The sequence below is a fragment of the Pseudomonadota bacterium genome (assembly GCA_034189865.1).
Classification (GTDB): domain Bacteria; phylum Pseudomonadota; class Gammaproteobacteria; order UBA5335; family UBA5335; genus JAXHTV01.
Genome location: JAXHTV010000011.1, coordinates 22,234 through 42,026 on the forward strand (window position 1 = coordinate 22,234; position 19,793 = coordinate 42,026).

Genomic DNA, 19,793 nt, shown 5'->3' on the forward strand with positions numbered 1-19,793 from the left:
GGAATTTGTCGTCGCTTCGAAGGTCTCATCACCTGCCTGTTTGGGTTATCACACGCAAATTTTCTCCATGTCACCAAATCGAAAATTCATCTGGGTGGTCGGTACCGCCGTTTTGGCATTTGTGTTGTTGAACCTGACTCCGCTCAGTGCGTTGCTGGAAAGCCACCAAAGCTTGAAAGCCGCATTGGCACAATCCGGTGTCTGGGCGCCGGCGGTGTTTACCGGGGTCGGGGCGTTATTGGTGGCACTGGGAATGCCCCGTTTGACGCTTTACCTTCTGGGTGGCGCGGCCTTCGGATTCTTGGAAGGCTTGGTTTGGGCCCAGATCGGCAGTTTGTTGGGTTCGTTGTTGTTGTTCGAGGTCGCTCGCTGGGGCAGCCGCGAATGGATGGCTCAGCAGCGTGAGCGCATCGACGGGCGCTTTTTGGCGTTGCTGGATCACCCGACGGTGATGTCCGTTTTTATGTTACGTCAGCTCCCCATCACTGCCGGTGTGATCAACATGATTCTGGCTCTGAGTCCGGTGAGCAGGGCAACCTTTCTGCTGGGCAGCTTTCTGGGGATGTTACCGCAGGGCGTGATCATCTCCCTGATCGGCAGTGGCTTGGGCAAAGATTCGCCCCAGCTCGCGGCGCTGCAGTTGGTGAGTGGGTTGCTTTTGATGTTGGCTTGGGGGTTTTGGGGATGGCGAGCTTGGAGTTCGATACGAACCCCTGGAATCAAAGGCGGGTGACGGGCGTCCACACCCATCACCCGCTTGGTTTATTTGGGTTAATCGGATTGCAGGCGCGTTAAGGTCGCCATCTTGGCCAGGCATTGGACAGTAAAGCCTGTGAGCCCGAAAAATCCCCACCCCAATACGACAAATCCCCAATGGATGGGGGCGGCGAACAGTTCTTCCGCATAAAAGAATGTATGTCCCCACTCATTGAATCCGAGATTCGGCATGATCAGAATGGGCGCCGCCACCACCAGGGCCAAGGGAATGGAAATCCGGTGGCGGAAGTCCGGTAGCCGGGTATGGACCCACACAAAGCCCATGGTCATGGCGCAAGCGGCTGCGGGAATACCGAAATAAAATAAACCGATATGGGTCGGGGTAAAGTCAGTATCCCGGATGGTGACCTGATGCCATGCGGCATCCGATTCCACCCAAATGCCTACCGCAGCCAGAATGATCAGGCTGCCCAGCGCGGTTGCCCCCAGGGTGGCCTGGTAGCGTGCCAACTCCGTTTGAGGACTGATCGGATCGGCGTCCGACTCTCGCGTGAACCATAGATACGTGACGCCCACTAACCCCACCAAGGGAATGGCGATGATCTGGGTCCAGAACAAAGGCATCCAGTAAGTTTGAAACTCGGGCGAGAAGTAATCGAGTCCGGTAGTGAAGGCGTAGTTGTGCTGATACCAGCGGTAGATGCCCAGCGTGATCAGGGCCATTCCCACCGGTATTCCCAGTGTTTTCCAGGGAAATTTCAGTGACGGGTTGGCGAGACGGGCCGCTCTGGCACTGGCGGCAGAGAGTTGATCGGTGTGCGACATATAAGCCCCCTCGGAGCAGTACCCCCCTGCTCCTTTTATTATTGTGTTTCGCTCGTAGCGGATGGCCGGTACCGACCCCCGTCGTCGGCTGATCCAGCTTCGCTTGTTGGGTTATCGGCTGCGCTCAAAAAGTCTTGAGTGCGTTTCACGAAGCCATGTCGCTGGCCTCGCCGGGATTCGCCGGCGGTCCCGGCAACGTGAAGTAAAATGTGCTCCCCTGGTCAATCACCGATTCAGCCCATACCCGGCCGCCGTGCTTGGAGATTACGCGCTTGACGGTCGCCAGCCCGATGCCGGTCCCTTCGAATTCCGAGGCCGGGTGGAGTCGTTGAAACGGCGTGAACAGTTTGTCGGCATATGCCATGTTGAAACCGGCCCCGTTATCCCGCACGAAAAAGGCCGGTTCACCTTGGATGGTCGTGTGTCCGACCTCAATGTGCGCACGGCCAGTCCGCAGTGAAAATTTCCAGGCGTTGCCGAGCAGATTTTCCAAGGCGATTCGTAACAGTTTCGGGTCTGCCCAGGCTCGCAGATTGGGTTCTACCTGGGTGGTGACGCTATGCGTGCGATCGTTATGCGCCAACTTGGTGATTTCGGCTTGAGCCATTGAAGACAAATCGATGTCGCGCTGGCGCAGGGTTGCCCGCGTGACGCGGGACAGCAGCAGGATGTCGTCGATCAGCTGATCCATCTCGGCGGCGCCCTTGCTGATCAGCTGCATGTGATTCCGGCCGCGAGAGTCCAATTGTTGCGCATAATCGGCTTTGAGGTTGTGGATGAGGCCGCTGATTGCCCTTAACGGTGCCCGCAGGTCGTGGGAGACCGAGTAAGAGAACGATTCCAGCTCCCGGTAGGCGTCCTCCAACTCGGCCGTGCGTTGGGCGACACGGGATTCGAGTTCTCGATTGAGTTCGCGAATTTCCTGTTCGGCGCGTTTGCGTTCGGTGATGTCCTGATAAGTCCCCATCACGCCGATTATTTCCCCGGCTGCGTTGCGAAGCGGTACCTTGGTGGTCTCCAGCCAAATGGTGTCGCCTCGCGGGGTGGTTTGCGGTTCTTCATAGTGGAGTTTGGCTTCGCCGCTGGCGATTACCGCGGCATCATCTGCGCGATACAGTTCGGCTTGTTCGGACCAGACCAAGTTCCGGTCGTCTTGTCCAAGGATCTGCTTTGTCTCGTCGAGCCCCGCATCCTGCGCGAACAGTTTGTTGAAGCCCAAGTAGCATAAATTGCGGTCTTTCCAAAAGACCCGGACGGGAATCGCGTCGAGCACGGTTTGCAGCATCACGGCTGCGTCCAGCATGTCCAGTTGGGCCTTTTTGCGATCGGTGACGTCGAGCCGGGTTCCGATCATCCGGCGGGGTTGGCCGGTATCGCTGGTTTCCACGATCCGGCCTCGGTCTAGCACCCAGCGCCATTCGCCCCCGTCATGGCGGATTCGGTAAACGGCTTCAAAGTGATGGTGGCCGGCTTTGAGATGATCGTTCAGCGCTTGACGGACCGCGTCGGCGTCATCCGGGTGAATGCCGGTAAACCAGTCGCTCATCGAAATGTGCGCATTTTGCTGGCCATCTGTGTCGCCACTGGACCGTGAGGGCGTGAGGTGAATCTCGTCGGCGACAACGTTCCAGTCCCACAGGATTCCCTGAGCGTTCTCCAAAGCAAGCTGGAGCAAAGTTTCCAATTCGTGTTTGGACGCGACCACCGCGCCAGCGGGCGTGCGGGCGCTCCAGTCGCTCGAGGTGGCGGCTACAGTAGCGCCAGGCGCACTTGGACGTCGCCAGCGACTGATGGGGATGTAGGCGAGTGGATCTCGGGTCCGGCCAATCCACAGCGCGGCGGCGAAAAGGCCCGGAAGAACGATGAGTATCAATGCCCACGCTACGCCGGGTTGTTCAGCAAACCAGCTGGAAATCATCGACGTTCTCTATTTTCCGCTGCTTGTAGAGTCGTAATAACTATATAAGTCGTTATGACGTTAAGTTTCTTAAGAATAGTTCAGAGAAACTTTCGTAGCAGATGGGCAAACGTCGGTTCTAGTGAGACAGGGAATTGACTCGATGCCGCTCAGGCGCGGGCGATGAGAAGCGGAACGTACATCTCCGCAGGGCTGGTTCCTCCGTGAACGCCCAGTTGATCGTGTGGGCGTTCCCCCGGCACGTGGTCGTGAACGATCCAGTTGTCTTTCATGATCAGGCAATAGTCGCCCACACGTTCCCTCAGACGGGGGTGGGGTGTGCCCGTGCCATACCAGCCGGCGTCTATCAGGTCGGCGCTCGAGTGAACGGTGAGATAGGGTTGCAGTTCGTCGGCGATATAGTCTTTGAAGCTTCGTCTTTGGTGCGGCTTCACATAGCAGTAAGCCACGCGACGTTCGCCGCACAAAGGACGGGCGAGCGTGTCGGTCAGTTGGGGGTGATCGGCCAGATCGATATGCCGCTCCGGTGGGGAGTCGATAAAACCGTGGTCGGCGGTGACGACGACTGTGGCGTTTGAGCCCTCGATACGTTCCAAAAACTCACCAAAGGCTTGGTCCAATTCCCCCAGACGCTGAGCGACTTGCTCACTGGCAATGCCGTGATCGTGGGCCAACGCGTCGATTTCGGAGAAATACGCGTAGGTATAGCTTTGGCCCTTCGCCTGCTTGATGACGGTTTCCAGGGCGGCGAACAATTCATCGACGCCTTCGTATCCGATCCGTTTGGCCCGGCCCGAATGATATTGATTAAAGGGCGACTCGACGATTTTTCGCGGCGAGACCACATAGGCGTGTCGATGGATTCGGTCGAACACCGGGGCATGGATGAACAGTTTGGCCGGCAGTTGGGCCGGTGCGGTGCCCAAGGGCCCACGACCACGGCGGTATAGCGGCAAGGTGGCGATGACCCGGTCGATTTCCGAGAAATACATATGCCACCCCGTCAATCCGTGTTGTTGAGGCGGTACGCCTGTGAGAAACGTCGGTATGGCGCTGGCCGTGGTGGAAGGAAAGACCGAGGTTAGCCGGCCGCCATACTGTTTTTGCAGGCATGGTGCGCGATCGGTGCCTTTCAAGTGCTCGTCGCCCAAACCATCGACGACGAGCAGAACGAGATGGTCGTTTTGGTCCAATGCCGGTTGAGGCGTGCTCAATGGTGGTAGGTCCGGTACTGGATTGGCCCCGCAGGCCTGGGCGATGGACTGGATCAGATTGGCGATGCCAGCGCCTTGATAATCGGGCCGCACTTGGGCGGCATGTGGGTCATCATTCATTGGGCCAACCATGGGTTCGAAATAGCAAGCGGGCGCGGCATCGCATCGGAATTGCCTTTGGCGCTTGGGGGGAGGTTGTCTTGGGCCGTTACGGTTTTGACAAACAAGATCAACATCCCGCGCCGGGTCTTCTATTATGCCGCAGCTCTGGCCTCAGGTGGGTTTAGTGTGTTGCACTTGAACTTGGGTGTGCGCGGTTCCGGGGAACGGCTCTACCGATAGACTGCGAGTCTTCGTGGGTTGACCGCGTGTGTAAGGCGGAGACACCCAACGGACGTCTATGTGATCCAGGATGGATCCTAAGGACCCGGTCGATGACAAAACAAGGAGAGATTCATGGAAGAAACGACCGCGATTCGCTGGTTCAGGCGAATTCAGAGAATTCCGTTTCATAACGCGCTGATCGTTTTCGGACTTAAGCTGGCCGCGCCCTATTCGGCGAACATTCGGCCACGGATTTTGAAGGCCGAGCCGTGCAGTATGGAAATCGCCATGAAAAAGCGGCGGGCTGTCACGAACCATATGCGTACGGTTCATGCGGTGGCCATGGCAAATCTGGTGGAACTCACAGCATCGGCGTGCGTGCAGATGAGCATTCCCCGCAGCGCCCGTTGGATACCCAGTGGACTGAATATCCGCTACTTGAAAAAAGCCCGTTCTGACCTGCGCGCGGTATGTCGGTTCGATCCCCCGGACTGGCAGACCAAACAAGACATCGAGATACCCGTGGACGTTTTTGATACCGAGGGCGACAAGGTGGTGGCCGCGACCTTGTTGATGCGGATCGGTCCTAAGCTCTGACGGCGATCGTCCCCCGCCGGACCATCAGGTCCTGCAACAGTCCGCCGATATGCTGAGCATGGTTTGCTGTGCTGGTAAGACGCGCAGTCAGCGATGGACGTTTTTCGTGATGAAAAGGGGGGGCTTATGAGTTCACGAATCGAATCCGCGGGTCCGGCGGGCTACGCCAAGCACACAGGGGCGCTGATTTGCGCGTTGTGTTGGATGTGCTGGAGTGTTACTGGGGCGGCGGCTCCTCGCGGAGTCCACTTGAGTTTCTCTGAAGACCCCATGTCCAGCCTGACGGCGGTTTGGTTCACCGACTCGCGGGTCGATCCGGGCTCGCAGGTCCAATACGGCACACCGGCGGGCACCGAATGCACCGTGGGTGATTTGATGCTCAGCGCCCTGGGTCGCAGCAAGCGAACTCCCGGGGTTGAGTCATTGACCCATGAGGTGGTGATCCGAGATCTGCCGTCGGGAACGGACCTGTGCTACCGCGTCGGTACGCCAGGGGATTGGTCGCCTGTGTGGCGAACACATACGGCACCGGCCGCTCCGCAAGGTTTTCGTTTCGTGGCATTCGGCGATCACGGCACTTCCGAGCTGAGTGAAAGCACCTCAGCCCAGGTGGCGGCGGTGGAGCCGGATTTGGTGCTGTTGGCAGGCGATGTGTCCTATGCCAATGGCGATCAGCCGATTTGGGACGAATATTTTGATGACCACCAATCGCTCTATGCCACCGTTCCGTTGATGACCGCCCTGGGCAACCACGAACACGAGGACTTCAGAGGTATTCGGGCGTACCGAAACCGATTGGCTTTGCCCGGCAACGAGGTGTTTTACAGTTTCGACTATTCCAACGTCCACTTTTTGGTGCTGGACGGCGGGGTGAAAGCATTCGATCCCCTGGGGCTGATCAGTCAGATCCCGATTAGGGAGTGGCTGTTTGCGGTTCGCGATTTGCGGGGTGCGAAACAGCGAAAAGAGCTTGGCGAGATCGACTTTATCGTTGTGATGCAACACTTCCCGCTTTATTCGAATCACGCCACGCGTGGCAACGAGCTGGGTTTGGCGGCCATTTTGGAGCCCCTATTCGCCGCCTTTGATGTGGATATGTTGATCACCGGGCACAATCATCACTACGAGCGTTCCAAGCCCATGCAATTCGGCCAGCCCACCACTGATGAATTGACGGACTACCTAAACCCTCAAGGTTACATCCAGGTGATCACCGGGGCCGCCGGACGCTCGTTGTATGACTTCAAGCCGGAGGACCAGTTCGCTCTTTGGTCTGCCGCCTGGGCACGCCGTTATCACTTCGTTCAGTTCGATGTGGACGGTCCCGTCATGCAGGTCGAGGCGATCGCCACCGACGAGATCGGCGGCGTGATCGACCAGTGGTCGCTGACCCGCTGAGCGTGCTCCATTCGTCGGATCCGTTCGTTAACCCCTCCGTCCTCCTTCGTCTCTGGCCTTGCCTATAGTTATTTCGAGGGCATGGCGTTGTGCGGTCATGCCCTGAGCGGAGACGGTAAATAGGAGGGAAGAACCATGTCCGAGATTCGATATGACGGCCAAGTGGCCGTCGTCACCGGTGCGGGTAACGGGATTGGTCGCGCCCACGCCAAATTGCTGGCAGCCCGGGGTGCCAAAGTCATCGTCAATGACCTTGGCGGTGGTGTGGATGGTACAGGAAGCTCGCGGTCGCCCGCGCAACAGGTCGTGGATGAAATTCGTGGCGATGGTGGTGAGGCCGTGCCGGATTTCAATACCGTGGCCACGGTCGATGGTGCCGAAGCGGTGGTACAGACTGCACTGGATGCCTACGGACGTCTGGATATCCTGGTCAACAACGCGGGTATCTTGCGCGACAAGTCCTTTAAGAACATGTCACCGGAGATGTTCCAGGCGGTGATTGACGTGCACTTGTACGGTACGGTCTGGATCTGCCGAGCGGCTTGGCCGGTGATGTATGACACCCAGCAATACGGCCGCATCATCAACACCAGCTCTTCGTCCAGTCTGGGCAACTTTGGTCAGACGAACTACAGTGCGGCCAAAGCCGGGATCATCGGTTTTTCCCGATCGCTGTCCGTGGAAGGCGCAAAACGAAACGTCAAAGTGAATGTTCTGTGTCCCGGCGGTGTGACCCGAATGACAGAAGATTTAATCGGCGGCTTCTTGCAAAGCCAGAACATCAGCATGGACCCCGAGATGGTCAGTCCAATGGTGGCTTACCTGGCCCATCGCGATTGCGCTTATACCGGCGAAATATTTGCCGCTGCCGCGGGGCGGTACGGTCGCCTGTTCTTCGGCGCGACACCCGGTTATTTCAATCCCCAGGCGGCGCCGGAGGATGTTCGGGATCACATCAAACAGGTCATGGACCCGGCAGACTACGTTTTGTGCCGCAGCGCGGCCGACGAAATGCAGCTCATGAGCAAGACGAAAACCGGTGAACCCCAACCGGCATAAAATCGGCGGGCCCGGAGTGCTCACCCAGAGGCTCCGGGCCCATGGTTCCTACCTCAGGGTATCCACCTCTGAGATTTCCGGGGCGGTGATGGTCAGGTTGGGGACTGTTTCGTTGTCCCAGATGTTTTGGCCGCGAATGCACTGCTGAACGGTGGGGAACTCCAGCGTGATCTGGTCAGTTCCTTGCGGAAGCTCGGGCAGGGTCAGTCGGAATTGGAACACCTCGTACTGGGCGTCGGGGAGCAACCCCAGAGACCACTGGATGGCGGTTACATCTTCAAAATAGAGCGTGCCGTGGCTTTCGAAGGGCTCCACCGGGCCGCGCTGCGCTCTGACCAGCCACTGCCGCGTGTAACGGGGTTTGATTCGCATGGCGGCCGGTGTCACGCCCGGTCCGTTGGGCATTTGTACCTGTACGCTCCGGGTGGCGCTGCCCTCACAACCATGGGCGATCCGCAGCCCCACTTCCACCGTCTGGCCGGCGACGAACGTGTCTTCCACGAATACCGCGTGGCCGTGAGCCGTACCGCTAACAAACGCCAGCAATGCGCCGGCGAGAATTGCGCCGCTCATGGGCGAATGATGGTGCACGTTTAAGACCTCCGTGTGAATTTCGCTAATGGCGCTGTTCCTGTTTTGGCTCAGGGGCATTGTAGGTACGACTGTTGGTTCAACAGGATGCGGCATGTTGTCGCGGCGCCCCGGGTTGTGTGTCGTTCCCATCGGGTGGGATGGACTTGAACGGCTGTTTAGGGCTTACTGTAGCGAACGAAATATCGAGTCATTTGGAGGGGGGATGGACGCATATTTGGCTTCCACAGAATTCTTAGACTGGGATACGCCGGCGGTGCGCGATTATGCCCAGGCGGCAGTCGGCGACGCCGACTCGGCCCGCGAGCGTGCGGTTCGGCTTTACTACAAGGTTCGGGACGGCATTCGCTACGATCCGTATCGTTTCCGTCTGCATCGCGGCTATTTCAAGGCCAGTGAAATCGCCCAGCGTGACCGGGACTATTGCGTTCCCAAAGCGGTTTTGTTGGCGGCCGCAGCGCGAGCGGTGGGGGTGCCCTCACGCGTCGGCTTCGCCGATGTGCGCAATCACCTGGCGACGGAGAAAATGCGCGCGATGATGCAAACCGATGTGTTCGGCTGGCACGGATATGCGGAGCTATGTATTGATGGTCAGTGGTTCAAGGTGACCCCGGCGTTCAATCTGAGCCTGTGCGAAAAGGCGGGGGTGCGTCCGTTGGAGTTTGATGGCCTCGCGGATGCGATTTTCCACGAGTTCGATTGGGAAGGTCGCCGCCATATGGAATATTTGAAAGATCACGGCACCTTTGCGGAATTCCCCTACGAGGCGATGCTGAAGGGCATGGCGGACGTTTATCCCGAGCTGATGGGCCCGATGGCGAGCAAGCTGCTGGCGGAATTCGGCGGCGAAGATTTTGAGCAGGCTATCGCACAAGAGGCGCAGCACCCGGCGGGCCGCTGAGGTGGCGATGACGGATTTCAATCACCGCCAACGGGTCGGAACTACCGAAGCGGGTTTAGCGTTCGCTGAGCTTTTTAGAGTTTTTCGGGGTGCGGAAAACCAACGGTGCGTTTGGTTCGGACGCCGCCTCGGCCGTGATGTTTTGAATGAGCCCGTGATGGGGTGATTTATCGCAAACCGGATCGGCGTTGGCGGCATCACCGGTCAACAGATACGCTTGGCAGCGACAGCCGCCGAGATCTTTGGATTTTTCCGGGCAGGTGCGGCAGGGAGTTTTCATCCACGCGTCGCCGCGATACTGATTGAAGGCGGCGGACTCGTACCAGATGGTGCGCAGAGCATGGTCCTTGACGTTGGGAAATTCCAAACCCGGAATCACTTGCGCCGCGTGGCAGGGGAGTGCGGTGCCATCGGGGGTGATATTCAAAGCCAGCTTTCCCCAACCATTCATACAAGCCTTTGGCCGCTTTTCGTAATAATCGGGCACGACATAATAAATTTTCATCGCGCCCTGGTAGTCGGCCCGAAACACCTCAACGTCTTTCTCCGCTTGTTCCAGTTGGGTCCGCGTGGGTAACAGCGCGGACCGGTTTATAAGCGCCCAACCGTAGTATTGCGTGGTTGCCAGCTCCACATAATCGGCGTCCAGACTCTGCGCCAGGCGCAGCATGTCGGGGATCTGGTGCAGATTGTGGCGGTTCAACACAAAGCATAAGACCATGGGGTAACCGACGGATTTAACCGCCCGGGCGATATCCAGCTTGTGCTCGAATGCGCGCGTTCCCGCCAGGTGATCGTTGAGCTCCCGTGTTGCTGCCTGGAAGCTGACTTGGATGTGATCCAGCCCCGCGGATTTGAGCGCTGCGATGCGCTCACGGTCGAGGCCGACTCCAGAGGTGATGAGGTTGGTGTAAAAACCCAGTTCCCGCGCGTGTTCAACCAGGGTTTCCAAGTCGCGCCGGGTGGCTGGTTCGCCGCCGGATAATCCCAGTTGCGCGGCACCCAACGCCCGTGCCTGCTGGAACACGTCAATCCATTGCGCCGTGGTGAGTTCCGCTTTGGTCCGAGAGAAATTGACCGGGTTGCTGCAGTAAGGGCATTGCAGCGGGCAGGCGTAGCTCAGCTCGGCCAACAGCCACAGCGGCGGATTTGAGTCAGCCATCTTCATGGATCCAGCCATTGGCCTTCGCGGTACTCAGAAATTCAATCACGTCGGCCTGCAGGTCGACATCCGGAAAGGCGTGTTGCAAATTCGAGATGATTTCCGCTTCGGTCAGGCTGCCGTCGCAACGTTTGAGAATTTCGGCTGCGCTCGGGTTCAAGCGCACCATGCCTTCGGGATAAAGCAATACATGGCTGTCCTGCGCCGGTTCCCACTGTAAGCGGTAGCCGGGCCGAAGGCCGATTCGATGGTCAGGGCTTGCGGGCATAGGCGTCCGGACGGTTTCTAGTCGTCCACATTGAAGTAGGGCGGCATATTCAAGCAGTAGGCCATGTACATGGCATCTAGCATGGTCCAAAGGACATCCAGCTTGAACTGCAAAATCTGTAGGGCCCGTTCCTGGTGTTCGCGGGTGTGGAAGTACTCCAACGTAAAGGTCAGACCATGGTCCACGTCGCGACGCGCTTCCTTTAGGCGGTTGCGGAAGTACTGCAGACCTTCCTGATCGATCCACGGGTAGTGTTCGGGCCAGGTATTCAGCCGCTCCTGGTGGATCTTCGGCGCGAACAGTTCGGTCAGTGAAGAGCAGATGCCTTCCTGCCAACGGGCTCGGCGGACGAAATTCACATAGGCATCGACGGCAAAGCGAACGCCCGGCAACACGTGCGTTTGGGATTCCAGTTCTTCCCTGCTCAAGCCAACCGCTTCGCCCAGGCGGATCCAGGCCTCAATGCCGCCTTCATCGCCTGTGCGTCCGTCATGATCGAGTATGCGTTGAATCCATTCCCGCCGAATCTCGCGATCGGGGCATTTCGCTAGCAATGCGGCATCTTTCAGCGGGATATTGATCTGATAGTAAAAGCGGTTGGCGACCCAGCCTTGTATCTGCTCCCGGTTGAGCTGGCCCGTGGCCATTTGGCTTTGAAACGGATGGTAGATGTGATAACGCCGCTCCAGCGCGCGCAAGTGTGCTTCGAATTCTTCCCGCGTCCAGGGTTGGGTTTCGCTGGCCAGTGTCATGGGTGCCCTTACAGTGTGAAATCCATGCCGTCGTAGGCGACTTCAATGCCTTCGCGTGCCAGTTCGGCGCGCTCGTTGGAATTCTCGTCTAATATTGGATTGGTGTTATTGATGTGTATCAATACCTTACGCGGCTTTTTCAAGGGTCGGAGCAATTCAATCATGCCGTTCGGTCCGCTCTGTGCGAGGTGACCCATCTCCGATGCCCGTTTCATTCCCACGCCGCGACGTTGCATTTCATCGTCCGTCCAGGTGGTGCCGTCGACCAAGAGTAGGTCGGCGTTTTCCATATAGGGTAAAAGATGCGGCTCGAAGTTCCCGAGCCCAGGTGCGTAGAACGCAGATTGTCCCGTTTTTTTGTCCTCGATTTTCACGCCGATGTTGTCCCCCCAGTGGGCATCTTCCCGGTGCGGTGAATAAGGGGGGGCTTTGCTGGACAAGGGCACGGGTACGAAACGTAAACCGGCCACCTGAGGAATCTCGAATTGCGGTTGCTCCAGGTCGATCCGTTGCCAGTTGACGCCGCAGTAGTGGTTGAGCATGCTCAAGACCGGAAAGCCGCTGGTAAGATCCTGATAGACCTGATCGGTGCAATACAGCGCTAGCGGCTGACTTGATTCCCGGAGCGTCAGAAGGCCGGCGGTATGGTCGATCTGGCTGTCCATGAGCACAACCGCCACGATGCCGGAATCCCGTTTGGCGCGGGCCGGTTGCAGTTCCGGAGTGGCGATGATCTGCTGGCGGATGTCGGGTGAGGCGTTGATCAGAACCCACTGGATTCCATCGCCGCTGACGGCAATGGAGGATTGGGTGCGGGGCGATGCCTGGATTTCCCCACGCCGATATCCGGCGCAGTTGTCGCAATTGCAGTTCCATTGTGGGAAACCGCCGCCTGCCCCTGATCCAAGGACGTGAATTCGCATGGCTTGCTCGGCCCGAGTGGGCTCATTGAGGGTCCGTTAAACGGCGACGGCCCGGAACATGCAGTTTTAGCGTGCGCCGGGCCGTCGGTAGGGTTTGTCGATCAGCCGGCTTAGCGGTTGAAGATGTACATGGTGACTTCGAAACCCAGTCGTATGTCCTGATAGGCGGGTTTGGTCCAGTTCATCGGTTTTATCCTTTCCTTTTAGGTGTCCGTATCGTGGACACTCGGGTAAAAAGTTTGTTCCTCCGAACGCCCCATGTTACTGCCGGACGCTTCCGGTGCCAAGGTCGTCGGATGCCATTCCCGCCTATAATAGCCATTCCTTGCCAAGCCGGAGATTGATTTCATGGCCTTGAATTCCGAAGCCGCAATGAATGTTGCCCGGGTTTTGACCGAGGCGCTTCCGTACATCAGGCGGTTCGCCGGTCGCACGGTGGTCATCAAATACGGCGGCAACGCCATGGTGGATGAGCGACTCAAAAGTGGATTTGCTCGCGATATCGTGTTGATGAAGCTGGTGGGTATCGACCCGGTGGTGGTGCATGGGGGCGGCCCGCAGATCGGTCGCTTGTTGGAGCGCATCGGCAAGGAATCCCGATTCGTCGAAGGAATGCGCGTGACCGACAGCGAGACCATGGACGTGGTGGAAATGGTGCTCGGTGGTTTGGTGAACAAGGAAATTGTCACGCTGATCAACAACCACGGCGGTCGAGCGGTGGGATTGAGCGGTAAAGATGGCAATCTGATCCGCGCGCGTAAGTTGACCCTGGATGTCGGTGGAGGCGATGCGCTCTCGGATATCGGTTATGTCGGCGCGGTTGAGAGCGTCAACCCTGAAATCGTGCAAATGCTCGATCAGGGTGATTTTATTCCCGTGATAGCGCCCATTGGCGTGGGCGAAGATGGCTGCTCCTACAACATCAATGCCGATCTGGTGGCCGGCAAGATCGCTCAGGTGATGCAGGCCGAGAAGCTGATGCTGCTGACCAATACACCTGGGGTGCTGGACAAGCAAGGGGGACTGCTTACGGGTCTTTCTGCGCAACAGGTCGATGATTTGATTCAGGATGGCACCATATCCGGGGGCATGCTTCCCAAGATCCGCTGTGCCTTGGAGGCGGTCCAGAGTGGGGTGCGGGCCGCCCACATTGTGGACGGCCGGGTCGAGCACGCCGTTTTACTGGAGTTGTTTACCGACGAGGGGGTTGGAACGCTGATTCGCGGTCTTTGATTACGGCTCTGAAGAGACCATCGCCCCAGGTGCGCGAGCACCGCTTTGCAGTTCGCGAAAGCGCTGCAGGTCGGCGCCGAAGCGTTCGGAGTTGGTTTTCATTTCCGCTTTGCGAGTGGCAATGTAGCGCTCGGTGGCCTCCAGTTCGGATCGGTTCTTGCCCATGCTGGCTTCGAGGTAAGCTGGTATGTCACGATCCTTTTGGGAGTACTGCACAGCTTGAGCTTTCTGGTCAGCCAGTTTTTGCAAGATTTGGGCTCGCTGCTGTTGGGCGTAGTCGACCAGGACTTGCAGGTCGCGCAAACGGGTCTGGCGGGCATCGACAATTTCGGCTTCGCTGGCGTAGGTGCGCAGTAAGATAGCGTCTTTGCGAGCGCGCTCGGCGGCGGCCGCCTCCACTCTTTCTTGCTCGGCGAGTTCGGCCTCTGATTGCTGCGTCTTGGCTTCGAAGACTTGGACGGTGCGGCCGTGTTTGTTGATTTCAGAGCGGCGATGCTCGGCGTTCTCGGGCGGCACTCGGTCGCCATAATGAACATTGCCGTTGGCATCGACCCATTTGTACATCTTGCCGGCAGCAAATACGGGCCCGTTGCCTGAGGCAAGCAGGAAAGCGCCGATGAAGGCGATTGTTAGACGAGTGATCATGTCGCGTTCCCCTTTCATTATCGTTATAAGGGTCGCTAGCCATTATTCTTTCGAGGCGACAAGCTCAAAGCTCACGATCGACACTGAAATAAAGTGTCCCCGTCAGAGGGCTGTCGCGTTGGGCTCTGGGGGAGCGGCGGCAACCGCTTGGCGCCTCGTTTTTTCGTACACGCCTAGGTGTTAGCGGCAGCTTCTTGAGAAAGCTTTAGCCGGACTTTCCGGATCGGTGGAATATCCGTCAAATCGGCGGGTTCTAAGCGCCGTATTTTCGCCGGTAGTCCTCGACGGACGCCAACATGCCGCTGTTGTCGGCCGTTTGACGCAAGTGGCTGAGTATGTCGTCCAAGTTGGCGATGCTGATCACGCCCAGGCCCAGGTTCTGTTGGACCTCCTGCACCGCCGATAACTGGTTTGGACCGCGTTCCTGGCGGTCCAGGCAGACCACGACCCCCACGGGATCGGCACCGGCCGCTTGAATGATGTCGATGGATTCCCGCACGGCGGTACCGGCTGTCATGACATCGTCGATGATGACGACCCGGCCTTGTAAGGGGGCACCGACCAGTTGTCCGCCTTCGCCATGGTCTTTGATTTCCTTGCGGTTGAAGCACCAAGGTACGTTGCGTTGATGCCGATCCGCCAACGCGACAGCGGTGGCTGAAACCAACGGGATGCCCTTGTATGCCGGTCCGAACACCATATCGAATTCCAGGTCCGACGCCATCAGGGCATCGGCGTAAAAACGGCCCAGACGCGCGAGAGCGGCGCCGGTATTGAACTCACCCGCATTGAAGAAGTAGGGGCTGATGCGGCCGGATTTTAGGGTGAACTGACCGAAACGCAGGGCATTGCCTTCGATGGCGAAGCGAATGAATTCTTGGCGGTTGTGGGGCATGGTCGCTCGGCTTTGCGGTTGTGTGATCATGGGCACGCGTTATGATACACGGCGACACTCGTTTTCGCTCAGGAAGCCAATGCGCATCATCACTGTCAACGTCAACGGTATACGAGCCGCCGCACGCAAGGGTTTTTTCGACTGGCTGGAGCAACAACAAGCCGATGTGGTTTGCGTTCAGGAAACCAAAGCCCAGATTCATCAGCTCAAAGATCCGGTATTTCATCCGCCGGGCTATTTCGTGCACTACCACGATGCCGTGAAACCAGGGTATAGCGGGGTGGCGTTGTACAGCCGCCGGGAGCCCGATGATCTACAGGTGGGATTGGGTTGGCCGGATGTGGACGCGGAAGGACGTTATTTGGAAGCGCGGTTCGGCGATCTTGCAGTGGTCTCTTTATATATGCCGTCCGGTTCCTCCAGCGACACTCGGCAACAAGTGAAGTTCGGCGTGATGGATCGGTTCATGCCCTTCTTGAGGTCCCTACACGAAACGTCTCGCGACTATGTCATTTGCGGTGATTGGAATATCGCCCACAAAGCCATCGATTTGAAGAACTGGCGTTCGAACCAAAAGAACTCGGGTTTCCTGCCGGAGGAGCGGGCGTGGATGGACGAGTTGTTCGGCCCGGCCGGATTCGTCGATGCCTTTCGGGTCGTGAATCAAGAGTCGGATCAGTACACTTGGTGGTCGAACCGGGGGCGGGCGTGGGACAACAATGTGGGGTGGCGTATTGACTATCATGTGGTGACCCCCGGCATGAAGGAGCGAATTCAGCACGCTGCGATCTACAAAGATCAACGCTTTTCCGACCACGCACCTTTGACTATCGACTATGCCGATTAGCCCGGCCCCGTGGCATTGTCGGCGAACCGGCTCAGTGCACGTGCCGTACATCAATAAAATCAATGGCGTGCGCCGTGCGGCATGATTACCGTGAGATTCTGACCAACCCCCGCGTTGCTGCGATGTTGGCGTTGGGGTTTGCCTCGGGTCTGCCGTTGGCGTTAAGCGGTGGCACCCTGCAGGCGTGGTTGGCGACGGCGGATGTCGATATCAAGACCATCGGCGTGTTCTCCCTGGTAGGACTGCCCTACACAATCAAGTTTCTTTGGGCACCGATCATGGATCGCTATGTGCCGCCGTGGTTCGGGCGCCGGCGTGGCTGGTTGCTCTTAACGCAGTTTGCTGTGCTGACGGGCCTGGCGTTCATGGCCACGCTCTCTCCCGGTGATGCGGTGATGGCACTTGGTGCCGCGGCGTTGTGGATCGCATTTTTTTCCGCATCGCAGGACATTGTTTTTGATGCCTATCGCACGGATGTTCTGCGTCCGCCAGAGCGTGGTCTGGGGGCCGCTGTTTCGGTATTGGGCTACCGTGTCGCCATGCTGGTATCGGGTGCGCTGGCTTTGATTCTGGCCGACCAGGTCGGGTGGCAGTTGACCTATCGTCTGATGGCGGCGGTGATGGCGTTGATGATGCTTGTCACCCTGATTTCTCCGGAGCCGGAAGGCGACAACGTGGGGCCTCGATCCCTCAAGGAGGCGGTTGTTGCGCCCCTGAGCGAATTTCTGTCACGTCCGGGGGCGTTGGCGTTGTTGGCGTTGATTGTTCTATACAAGTTTGGAGACGCTTTCGCCGGGACACTGACCACGGCGTTCTTGATAAAAGGCGCGGGTTTTACGCCCACCGATGTGGGTGCGATCAACAAGGGTATGGGCGTATTGGCCACTTTGGCCGGCGCCCTGGTCGGTGGCAGCCTGATGGTGCGAATGGGATTGGTGCGGGCGTTGCTGCTGTTCGGCGTGCTGCAGGCGGTGACCAATTTGCTATTCGTGGGTTTGGCCGTTACGGGTAAAAACTATCCGCTGATGGTAGCGGCCATTGCGGGAGAAAACCTGGCCGGTGGCATGGGAACGGTGGCGTTCGTGGCGCTGCTGATGGCCTTATGTGACCATCGCTACACGGCCACCCAATACGCGCTGTTTACGGCGTTCGCTTCCATGGCCCGCGTGTTTATCGGCCCCCCCTCGGGTCTGGTAGTGGATGCGGTGGGTTGGGCCAACTTCTTTTCAATGACATTTTTGCTCGCTTGGCCCGGCATTTGGTTGGTTTGGCGCATGCGGGCCGTGGTCATTCGGGCGGAAGCGCGTCCCCAAGCGATGCCATCTCAAAAGGCATCGACGGTGAGCACCGACTGACCGAGGGACGCATGTTAGAGCCGCTGCGATTATGCCGTTACGATGAGATTGAAGACCCCGGCAGCCGAGGGTTTCATTTCGGTGATCCGTACCAGGGCGCCAAATTTTTTATCGTTCGGCGGGACAAGGAGATCTGGGCTTACGAGAACAGTTGTCCGCACACCGGCGCCCCCATGGATTGGCAGCCTGGTCAGGTGTTGAGCCTGGACAAGTCTCTGATCCAATGTGCGTTGCACTTCGCCCAGTTTCGATTTGAAGACGGTTTGTGTCTTCACGGGCCCTGTCGGGGGCAGAATCTGGTGCCCGTTGCGATCGAGCGGCGCGGCGATGAAATTTGGCTGACAGATGCCGTCATGCTAGAGCGTGCTGCAAACTAGTTTGTCGGTGATGGAACTGCGGTGAAGATCGGCAGCCGATAATCGGCAAAGTGAATTTTGTGATTGTGGAGAATTACCCAGCAGCCATGATTGGATTAGCGGTACGCTACCGAGCAAGAATAGTAAAAAACCCCATGGAGCGACATCAGTAATGCAGCCGGTGGTCTTGGCGCAGGGATTGTGCAAGCGGTTCGGCAGCATACGTGCAGTTTCGGATGTTAGTTTTCAGGTGGCGTCCGGGTCCATCACGGCCTTGTTGGGGGGCAATGGCGCGGGAAAGACCACCACCATTGCCATGCTGTTGGGTTTGTTGGTTCCAACGGCCGGCCAGATCCAGATTCTTGGGGAGAATATGTTGCGCCATCGGCATCGTGTGCTGCCGCGTATGAATTTTTCCTCCCCTTATGTCGATTTGCCGCAGCGACTTACAGTGTGGGAAAACCTTTCTGTTTACTCGCGCCTGTATGGCGTTCGTCACCGCAAAGAGCGCATTTTGGAATTGGCCGAAGAGCTCGATCTCAAGCAATTTTTGGATCGGCCGTACCGTTCTCTGTCTGCCGGTCAGCGAACGCGGGTGGCACTGGCGAAATCGATGTTGAATCAACCGGAATTGCTGTTACTCGATGAACCGACGGCGTCTTTGGACCCGGATACCGCCGACCGGTTGCGTCGCTACTTAATGGATTATCGGGATCGAACGGGTGGGAGTATGTTGCTGGCCTCGCACAATATGCGCGAAGTCGAGCAGCTGTGCGATCACGCCGTGGTGATGCGGGCCGGGGAAGTCGTCGTCGAAGGCAGCCCGGATGCGCTCATGCAGCGCTTCGGTCGCGGCGATATGGAGGCGGTTTTTTTGGACATCGCGCGAGAGGGCGCAGATTGATGGCCGTCGCATCAACGATTCTGGGATCACTCAACCGCGTCTACGCGATGCTACTGCGCTATTTGTATTTGCTTCGCGGTTCGTGGCCGCGCGTGCTGGAACAGGCCTATTGGCCGACCGTCCAGATGATCATCTGGGGCTTTATCACCCAGTTCATGGCGGGGCAGGTGACTTGGGTGGCGCAGGCGGCCGGCGTGTTCATCGCCGCCGTTTTACTGTGGGATGTGGTGTTTCGCAGTCAACTCGGCGTGTTTGTGGTGTTTTTGGAGGAGATCTACGCCCGCAATCTGGCTCAACTGTTCGTCAGTCCGCTGCGTCCTTGGGAAATGGTGGCTGGCCTGTTGTTGATCAGCATGTTGAGAACGCTTATTGGCATCGGCGCGGCCGCGCTGTTGGCCATTCCGTTTTTTGGCTATTCCATTTTCGGTTTGGGATTGCCGCTGGTGGGTTTTTTCGCCAACTTGTTGGCCTTTGGCTGGAGTATGGGTTTGATCGTTTCCGCTTTGCTGCTGCGCTACGGCTTGGGCGCAGAGAGCATCGCCTGGGCGTCGATTTTCGCGCTGGCGCCGATCAGCGGTATCTATTATCCCATCGAAACCTTACCGGCCTGGTTGCAACCGGTGGCCTGGTTGTTACCCACCGCCCATGTGTTTGAAGGCATGCGCAGTGTGATGTTCACGCAAACCTTTCACTTGGCCCACATGCTTTGGGCGGTGGGTTTGAACTTGGCGTTTCTGGGTATCGGTGTGGGCGTCTTTTTATGGACCTTTCGCATCGCGCGGGAGCGGGGGCTATTGCTTCAACAAGGGGAATAAAGGTTGGCCCGAGTTGAGTTGGCGCCGGCGGTTTTGGGTTATTGGGTCACCGGTATGGCGCCGAATCGCCTTTCTCGCTTCAAGGATGCATGCG

Annotated in this window: 22 protein-coding genes; 11 read left to right on the plus strand and 11 right to left on the minus strand. The window is 57.9% G+C overall.

Translation table 11 applies throughout. The features are described from left to right. Nucleotides 1-67: 67 nt before the first annotated feature. Nucleotides 68-733, plus strand: coding sequence for a VTT domain-containing protein (locus tag SVU69_07130; protein MDY6942773.1), 666 nt, complete (start codon nt 68-70; stop codon nt 731-733). Nucleotides 734-771: 38 nt separating this feature from the next. On the opposite strand, the gene SVU69_07135 is transcribed toward SVU69_07130, so the two are convergent. The 3 genes from SVU69_07135 to SVU69_07145 all read right to left on the minus strand — a co-directional run bounded on the left by SVU69_07135 (nt 772) and on the right by SVU69_07145 (nt 4,794). Further along, entirely contained in the window at nt 772-1,542 is a 771-nt protein-coding gene (locus SVU69_07135; GenBank protein ID MDY6942774.1) for a methane monooxygenase/ammonia monooxygenase subunit C, read from the minus strand. Between the two features lie 145 nt (nt 1,543-1,687). After that, nucleotides 1,688-3,460 (minus strand): PAS domain S-box protein, encoded by a 1,773-nt coding sequence (locus tag SVU69_07140; GenBank protein ID MDY6942775.1) that lies wholly within the window; start codon nt 3,458-3,460, stop codon nt 1,688-1,690. A gap of 149 nt (nt 3,461-3,609) precedes the next feature. Beyond that, a complete protein-coding gene (locus SVU69_07145) occupies nt 3,610-4,794 on the minus strand; it encodes an alkaline phosphatase family protein (protein ID MDY6942776.1) in 1,185 nt (394 codons plus the stop codon). Between the two features lie 336 nt (nt 4,795-5,130). On the opposite strand from SVU69_07145, the gene SVU69_07150 reads away from it, so the two are divergent. From SVU69_07150 to SVU69_07160, 3 genes are all read left to right on the plus strand, one after another. Further along, a complete protein-coding gene (locus SVU69_07150; GenBank protein ID MDY6942777.1) occupies nt 5,131-5,595 on the plus strand; it encodes a hotdog fold domain-containing protein in 465 nt (154 codons plus the stop codon). Nucleotides 5,596-5,721: 126 nt separating this feature from the next. Continuing rightward, entirely contained in the window at nt 5,722-6,993 is a 1,272-nt protein-coding gene (locus SVU69_07155; protein MDY6942778.1) for a metallophosphoesterase family protein, read from the plus strand. A gap of 135 nt (nt 6,994-7,128) precedes the next feature. Continuing rightward, a complete protein-coding gene (locus SVU69_07160) occupies nt 7,129-8,052 on the plus strand; it encodes an SDR family NAD(P)-dependent oxidoreductase (protein ID MDY6942779.1) in 924 nt (307 codons plus the stop codon). A gap of 48 nt (nt 8,053-8,100) precedes the next feature. Here the strand turns inward: SVU69_07160 and SVU69_07165 are convergent, their stop codons facing one another. After that, nucleotides 8,101-8,643, minus strand: a complete 543-nt coding sequence (locus SVU69_07165; GenBank protein ID MDY6942780.1) for a DUF1775 domain-containing protein — start codon at nt 8,641-8,643, stop codon at nt 8,101-8,103. A 205-nt stretch (nt 8,644-8,848) separates the two neighbouring features. On the opposite strand from SVU69_07165, the gene SVU69_07170 reads away from it, so the two are divergent. Further along, on the plus strand, nt 8,849-9,544 hold the full coding sequence (locus SVU69_07170; GenBank protein MDY6942781.1) for a transglutaminase family protein: 696 nt from the start codon (nt 8,849-8,851) through the stop codon (nt 9,542-9,544). A gap of 55 nt (nt 9,545-9,599) precedes the next feature. Here SVU69_07170 and pqqE read toward each other — a convergent pair whose 3' ends face one another. The 5 genes from pqqE to pqqA form a co-directional block, all read right to left on the minus strand. Then, nucleotides 9,600-10,724 carry a pyrroloquinoline quinone biosynthesis protein PqqE gene (gene pqqE, locus SVU69_07175; GenBank protein MDY6942782.1) on the minus strand — a complete coding sequence of 375 codons (1,125 nt, stop codon included), beginning with the start codon at nt 10,722-10,724 and terminating at the stop codon, nt 9,600-9,602. Further along, nucleotides 10,699-10,974, minus strand: coding sequence for a pyrroloquinoline quinone biosynthesis peptide chaperone PqqD (gene pqqD, locus SVU69_07180; protein MDY6942783.1), 276 nt, complete (start codon nt 10,972-10,974; stop codon nt 10,699-10,701). Before pqqD ends, pqqE begins: the two co-directional genes overlap by 26 nt. A 17-nt stretch (nt 10,975-10,991) precedes the next feature. Continuing rightward, nucleotides 10,992-11,726 (minus strand): pyrroloquinoline-quinone synthase PqqC, encoded by a 735-nt coding sequence (gene pqqC, locus SVU69_07185; GenBank protein MDY6942784.1) that lies wholly within the window; start codon nt 11,724-11,726, stop codon nt 10,992-10,994. 8 nt (nt 11,727-11,734) lie between these two features. Beyond that, nucleotides 11,735-12,649 (minus strand): pyrroloquinoline quinone biosynthesis protein PqqB, encoded by a 915-nt coding sequence (gene pqqB, locus SVU69_07190; GenBank protein MDY6942785.1) that lies wholly within the window; start codon nt 12,647-12,649, stop codon nt 11,735-11,737. Nucleotides 12,650-12,759: 110 nt separating this feature from the next. Then, nucleotides 12,760-12,834, minus strand: coding sequence for a pyrroloquinoline quinone precursor peptide PqqA (gene pqqA, locus SVU69_07195; protein MDY6942786.1), 75 nt, complete (start codon nt 12,832-12,834; stop codon nt 12,760-12,762). Nucleotides 12,835-12,997: 163 nt separating this feature from the next. Here pqqA and argB point away from each other — a divergent pair, with 163 nt between their 5' ends. Continuing rightward, complete coding sequence (gene argB / locus SVU69_07200; GenBank protein MDY6942787.1) at nt 12,998-13,882, plus strand: acetylglutamate kinase; 885 nt, start codon at nt 12,998-13,000, stop codon at nt 13,880-13,882. Here the strand turns inward: argB and SVU69_07205 are convergent, their stop codons facing one another. Both SVU69_07205 and pyrE read right to left on the minus strand, forming a co-directional pair. Beyond that, nucleotides 13,883-14,545 carry a DUF4124 domain-containing protein gene (locus tag SVU69_07205; GenBank protein MDY6942788.1) on the minus strand — a complete coding sequence of 221 codons (663 nt, stop codon included), beginning with the start codon at nt 14,543-14,545 and terminating at the stop codon, nt 13,883-13,885. It abuts the gene before it with no gap. Nucleotides 14,546-14,780: 235 nt separating this feature from the next. Further along, a complete protein-coding gene (gene pyrE, locus SVU69_07210; GenBank protein MDY6942789.1) occupies nt 14,781-15,422 on the minus strand; it encodes an orotate phosphoribosyltransferase in 642 nt (213 codons plus the stop codon). Nucleotides 15,423-15,501: 79 nt separating this feature from the next. On the opposite strand from pyrE, the gene SVU69_07215 reads away from it, so the two are divergent. The 5 genes from SVU69_07215 (at nt 15,502) to SVU69_07235 (ending at nt 19,699) form a co-directional block, all read left to right on the plus strand. Beyond that, complete coding sequence (locus SVU69_07215) at nt 15,502-16,269, plus strand: exodeoxyribonuclease III (GenBank protein ID MDY6942790.1); 768 nt, start codon at nt 15,502-15,504, stop codon at nt 16,267-16,269. Between the two features lie 122 nt (nt 16,270-16,391). Next, nucleotides 16,392-17,624, plus strand: a complete 1,233-nt coding sequence (locus SVU69_07220) for an MFS transporter (GenBank protein ID MDY6942791.1) — start codon at nt 16,392-16,394, stop codon at nt 17,622-17,624. An 11-nt stretch (nt 17,625-17,635) separates the two neighbouring features. Continuing rightward, nucleotides 17,636-18,001 (plus strand): Rieske 2Fe-2S domain-containing protein, encoded by a 366-nt coding sequence (locus SVU69_07225; GenBank protein ID MDY6942792.1) that lies wholly within the window; start codon nt 17,636-17,638, stop codon nt 17,999-18,001. A gap of 151 nt (nt 18,002-18,152) precedes the next feature. After that, nucleotides 18,153-18,884 (plus strand): ABC transporter ATP-binding protein, encoded by a 732-nt coding sequence (locus SVU69_07230; protein MDY6942793.1) that lies wholly within the window; start codon nt 18,153-18,155, stop codon nt 18,882-18,884. Next, on the plus strand, nt 18,884-19,699 hold the full coding sequence (locus tag SVU69_07235) for an ABC transporter permease (GenBank protein MDY6942794.1): 816 nt from the start codon (nt 18,884-18,886) through the stop codon (nt 19,697-19,699). Before SVU69_07230 ends, SVU69_07235 begins: the two co-directional genes overlap by 1 nt. The last annotated feature ends 94 nt before the right edge of the window (nt 19,700-19,793 follow it).

Excerpts from the sequence above, each read along its gene's own strand:
- SVU69_07130 (MDY6942773.1), top strand. The coding sequence starts at position 68 with ATGTCACCAAATCGAAAATTCATCTGGGTGGTCGGTACCGCCGTTTTG.
- SVU69_07135 (MDY6942774.1), bottom strand. The coding sequence starts at position 1,542 with ATGTCGCACACCGATCAACTCTCTGCCGCCAGTGCCAGAGCGGCCCGT.
- SVU69_07140 (MDY6942775.1), bottom strand. The coding sequence starts at position 3,460 with ATGATTTCCAGCTGGTTTGCTGAACAACCCGGCGTAGCGTGGGCATTG.
- SVU69_07145 (MDY6942776.1), bottom strand. The coding sequence starts at position 4,794 with ATGAATGATGACCCACATGCCGCCCAAGTGCGGCCCGATTATCAAGGC.
- SVU69_07150 (MDY6942777.1), top strand. The coding sequence starts at position 5,131 with ATGGAAGAAACGACCGCGATTCGCTGGTTCAGGCGAATTCAGAGAATT.
- SVU69_07155 (MDY6942778.1), top strand. The coding sequence starts at position 5,722 with ATGAGTTCACGAATCGAATCCGCGGGTCCGGCGGGCTACGCCAAGCAC.
- SVU69_07160 (MDY6942779.1), top strand. The coding sequence starts at position 7,129 with ATGTCCGAGATTCGATATGACGGCCAAGTGGCCGTCGTCACCGGTGCG.
- SVU69_07170 (MDY6942781.1), top strand. The coding sequence starts at position 8,849 with ATGGACGCATATTTGGCTTCCACAGAATTCTTAGACTGGGATACGCCG.
- pqqE (MDY6942782.1), bottom strand. The coding sequence starts at position 10,724 with ATGGCTGGATCCATGAAGATGGCTGACTCAAATCCGCCGCTGTGGCTG.
- pqqD (MDY6942783.1), bottom strand. The coding sequence starts at position 10,974 with ATGCCCGCAAGCCCTGACCATCGAATCGGCCTTCGGCCCGGCTACCGC.
- pqqC (MDY6942784.1), bottom strand. The coding sequence starts at position 11,726 with ATGACACTGGCCAGCGAAACCCAACCCTGGACGCGGGAAGAATTCGAA.
- pqqB (MDY6942785.1), bottom strand. The coding sequence starts at position 12,649 with ATGCGAATTCACGTCCTTGGATCAGGGGCAGGCGGCGGTTTCCCACAA.
- argB (MDY6942787.1), top strand. The coding sequence starts at position 12,998 with ATGGCCTTGAATTCCGAAGCCGCAATGAATGTTGCCCGGGTTTTGACC.
- SVU69_07205 (MDY6942788.1), bottom strand. The coding sequence starts at position 14,545 with ATGAAAGGGGAACGCGACATGATCACTCGTCTAACAATCGCCTTCATC.
- pyrE (MDY6942789.1), bottom strand. The coding sequence starts at position 15,422 with ATGCCCCACAACCGCCAAGAATTCATTCGCTTCGCCATCGAAGGCAAT.
- SVU69_07215 (MDY6942790.1), top strand. The coding sequence starts at position 15,502 with ATGCGCATCATCACTGTCAACGTCAACGGTATACGAGCCGCCGCACGC.
- SVU69_07220 (MDY6942791.1), top strand. The coding sequence starts at position 16,392 with ATGTTGGCGTTGGGGTTTGCCTCGGGTCTGCCGTTGGCGTTAAGCGGT.
- SVU69_07225 (MDY6942792.1), top strand. The coding sequence starts at position 17,636 with ATGTTAGAGCCGCTGCGATTATGCCGTTACGATGAGATTGAAGACCCC.
- SVU69_07230 (MDY6942793.1), top strand. The coding sequence starts at position 18,153 with ATGCAGCCGGTGGTCTTGGCGCAGGGATTGTGCAAGCGGTTCGGCAGC.
- SVU69_07235 (MDY6942794.1), top strand. The coding sequence starts at position 18,884 with ATGGCCGTCGCATCAACGATTCTGGGATCACTCAACCGCGTCTACGCG.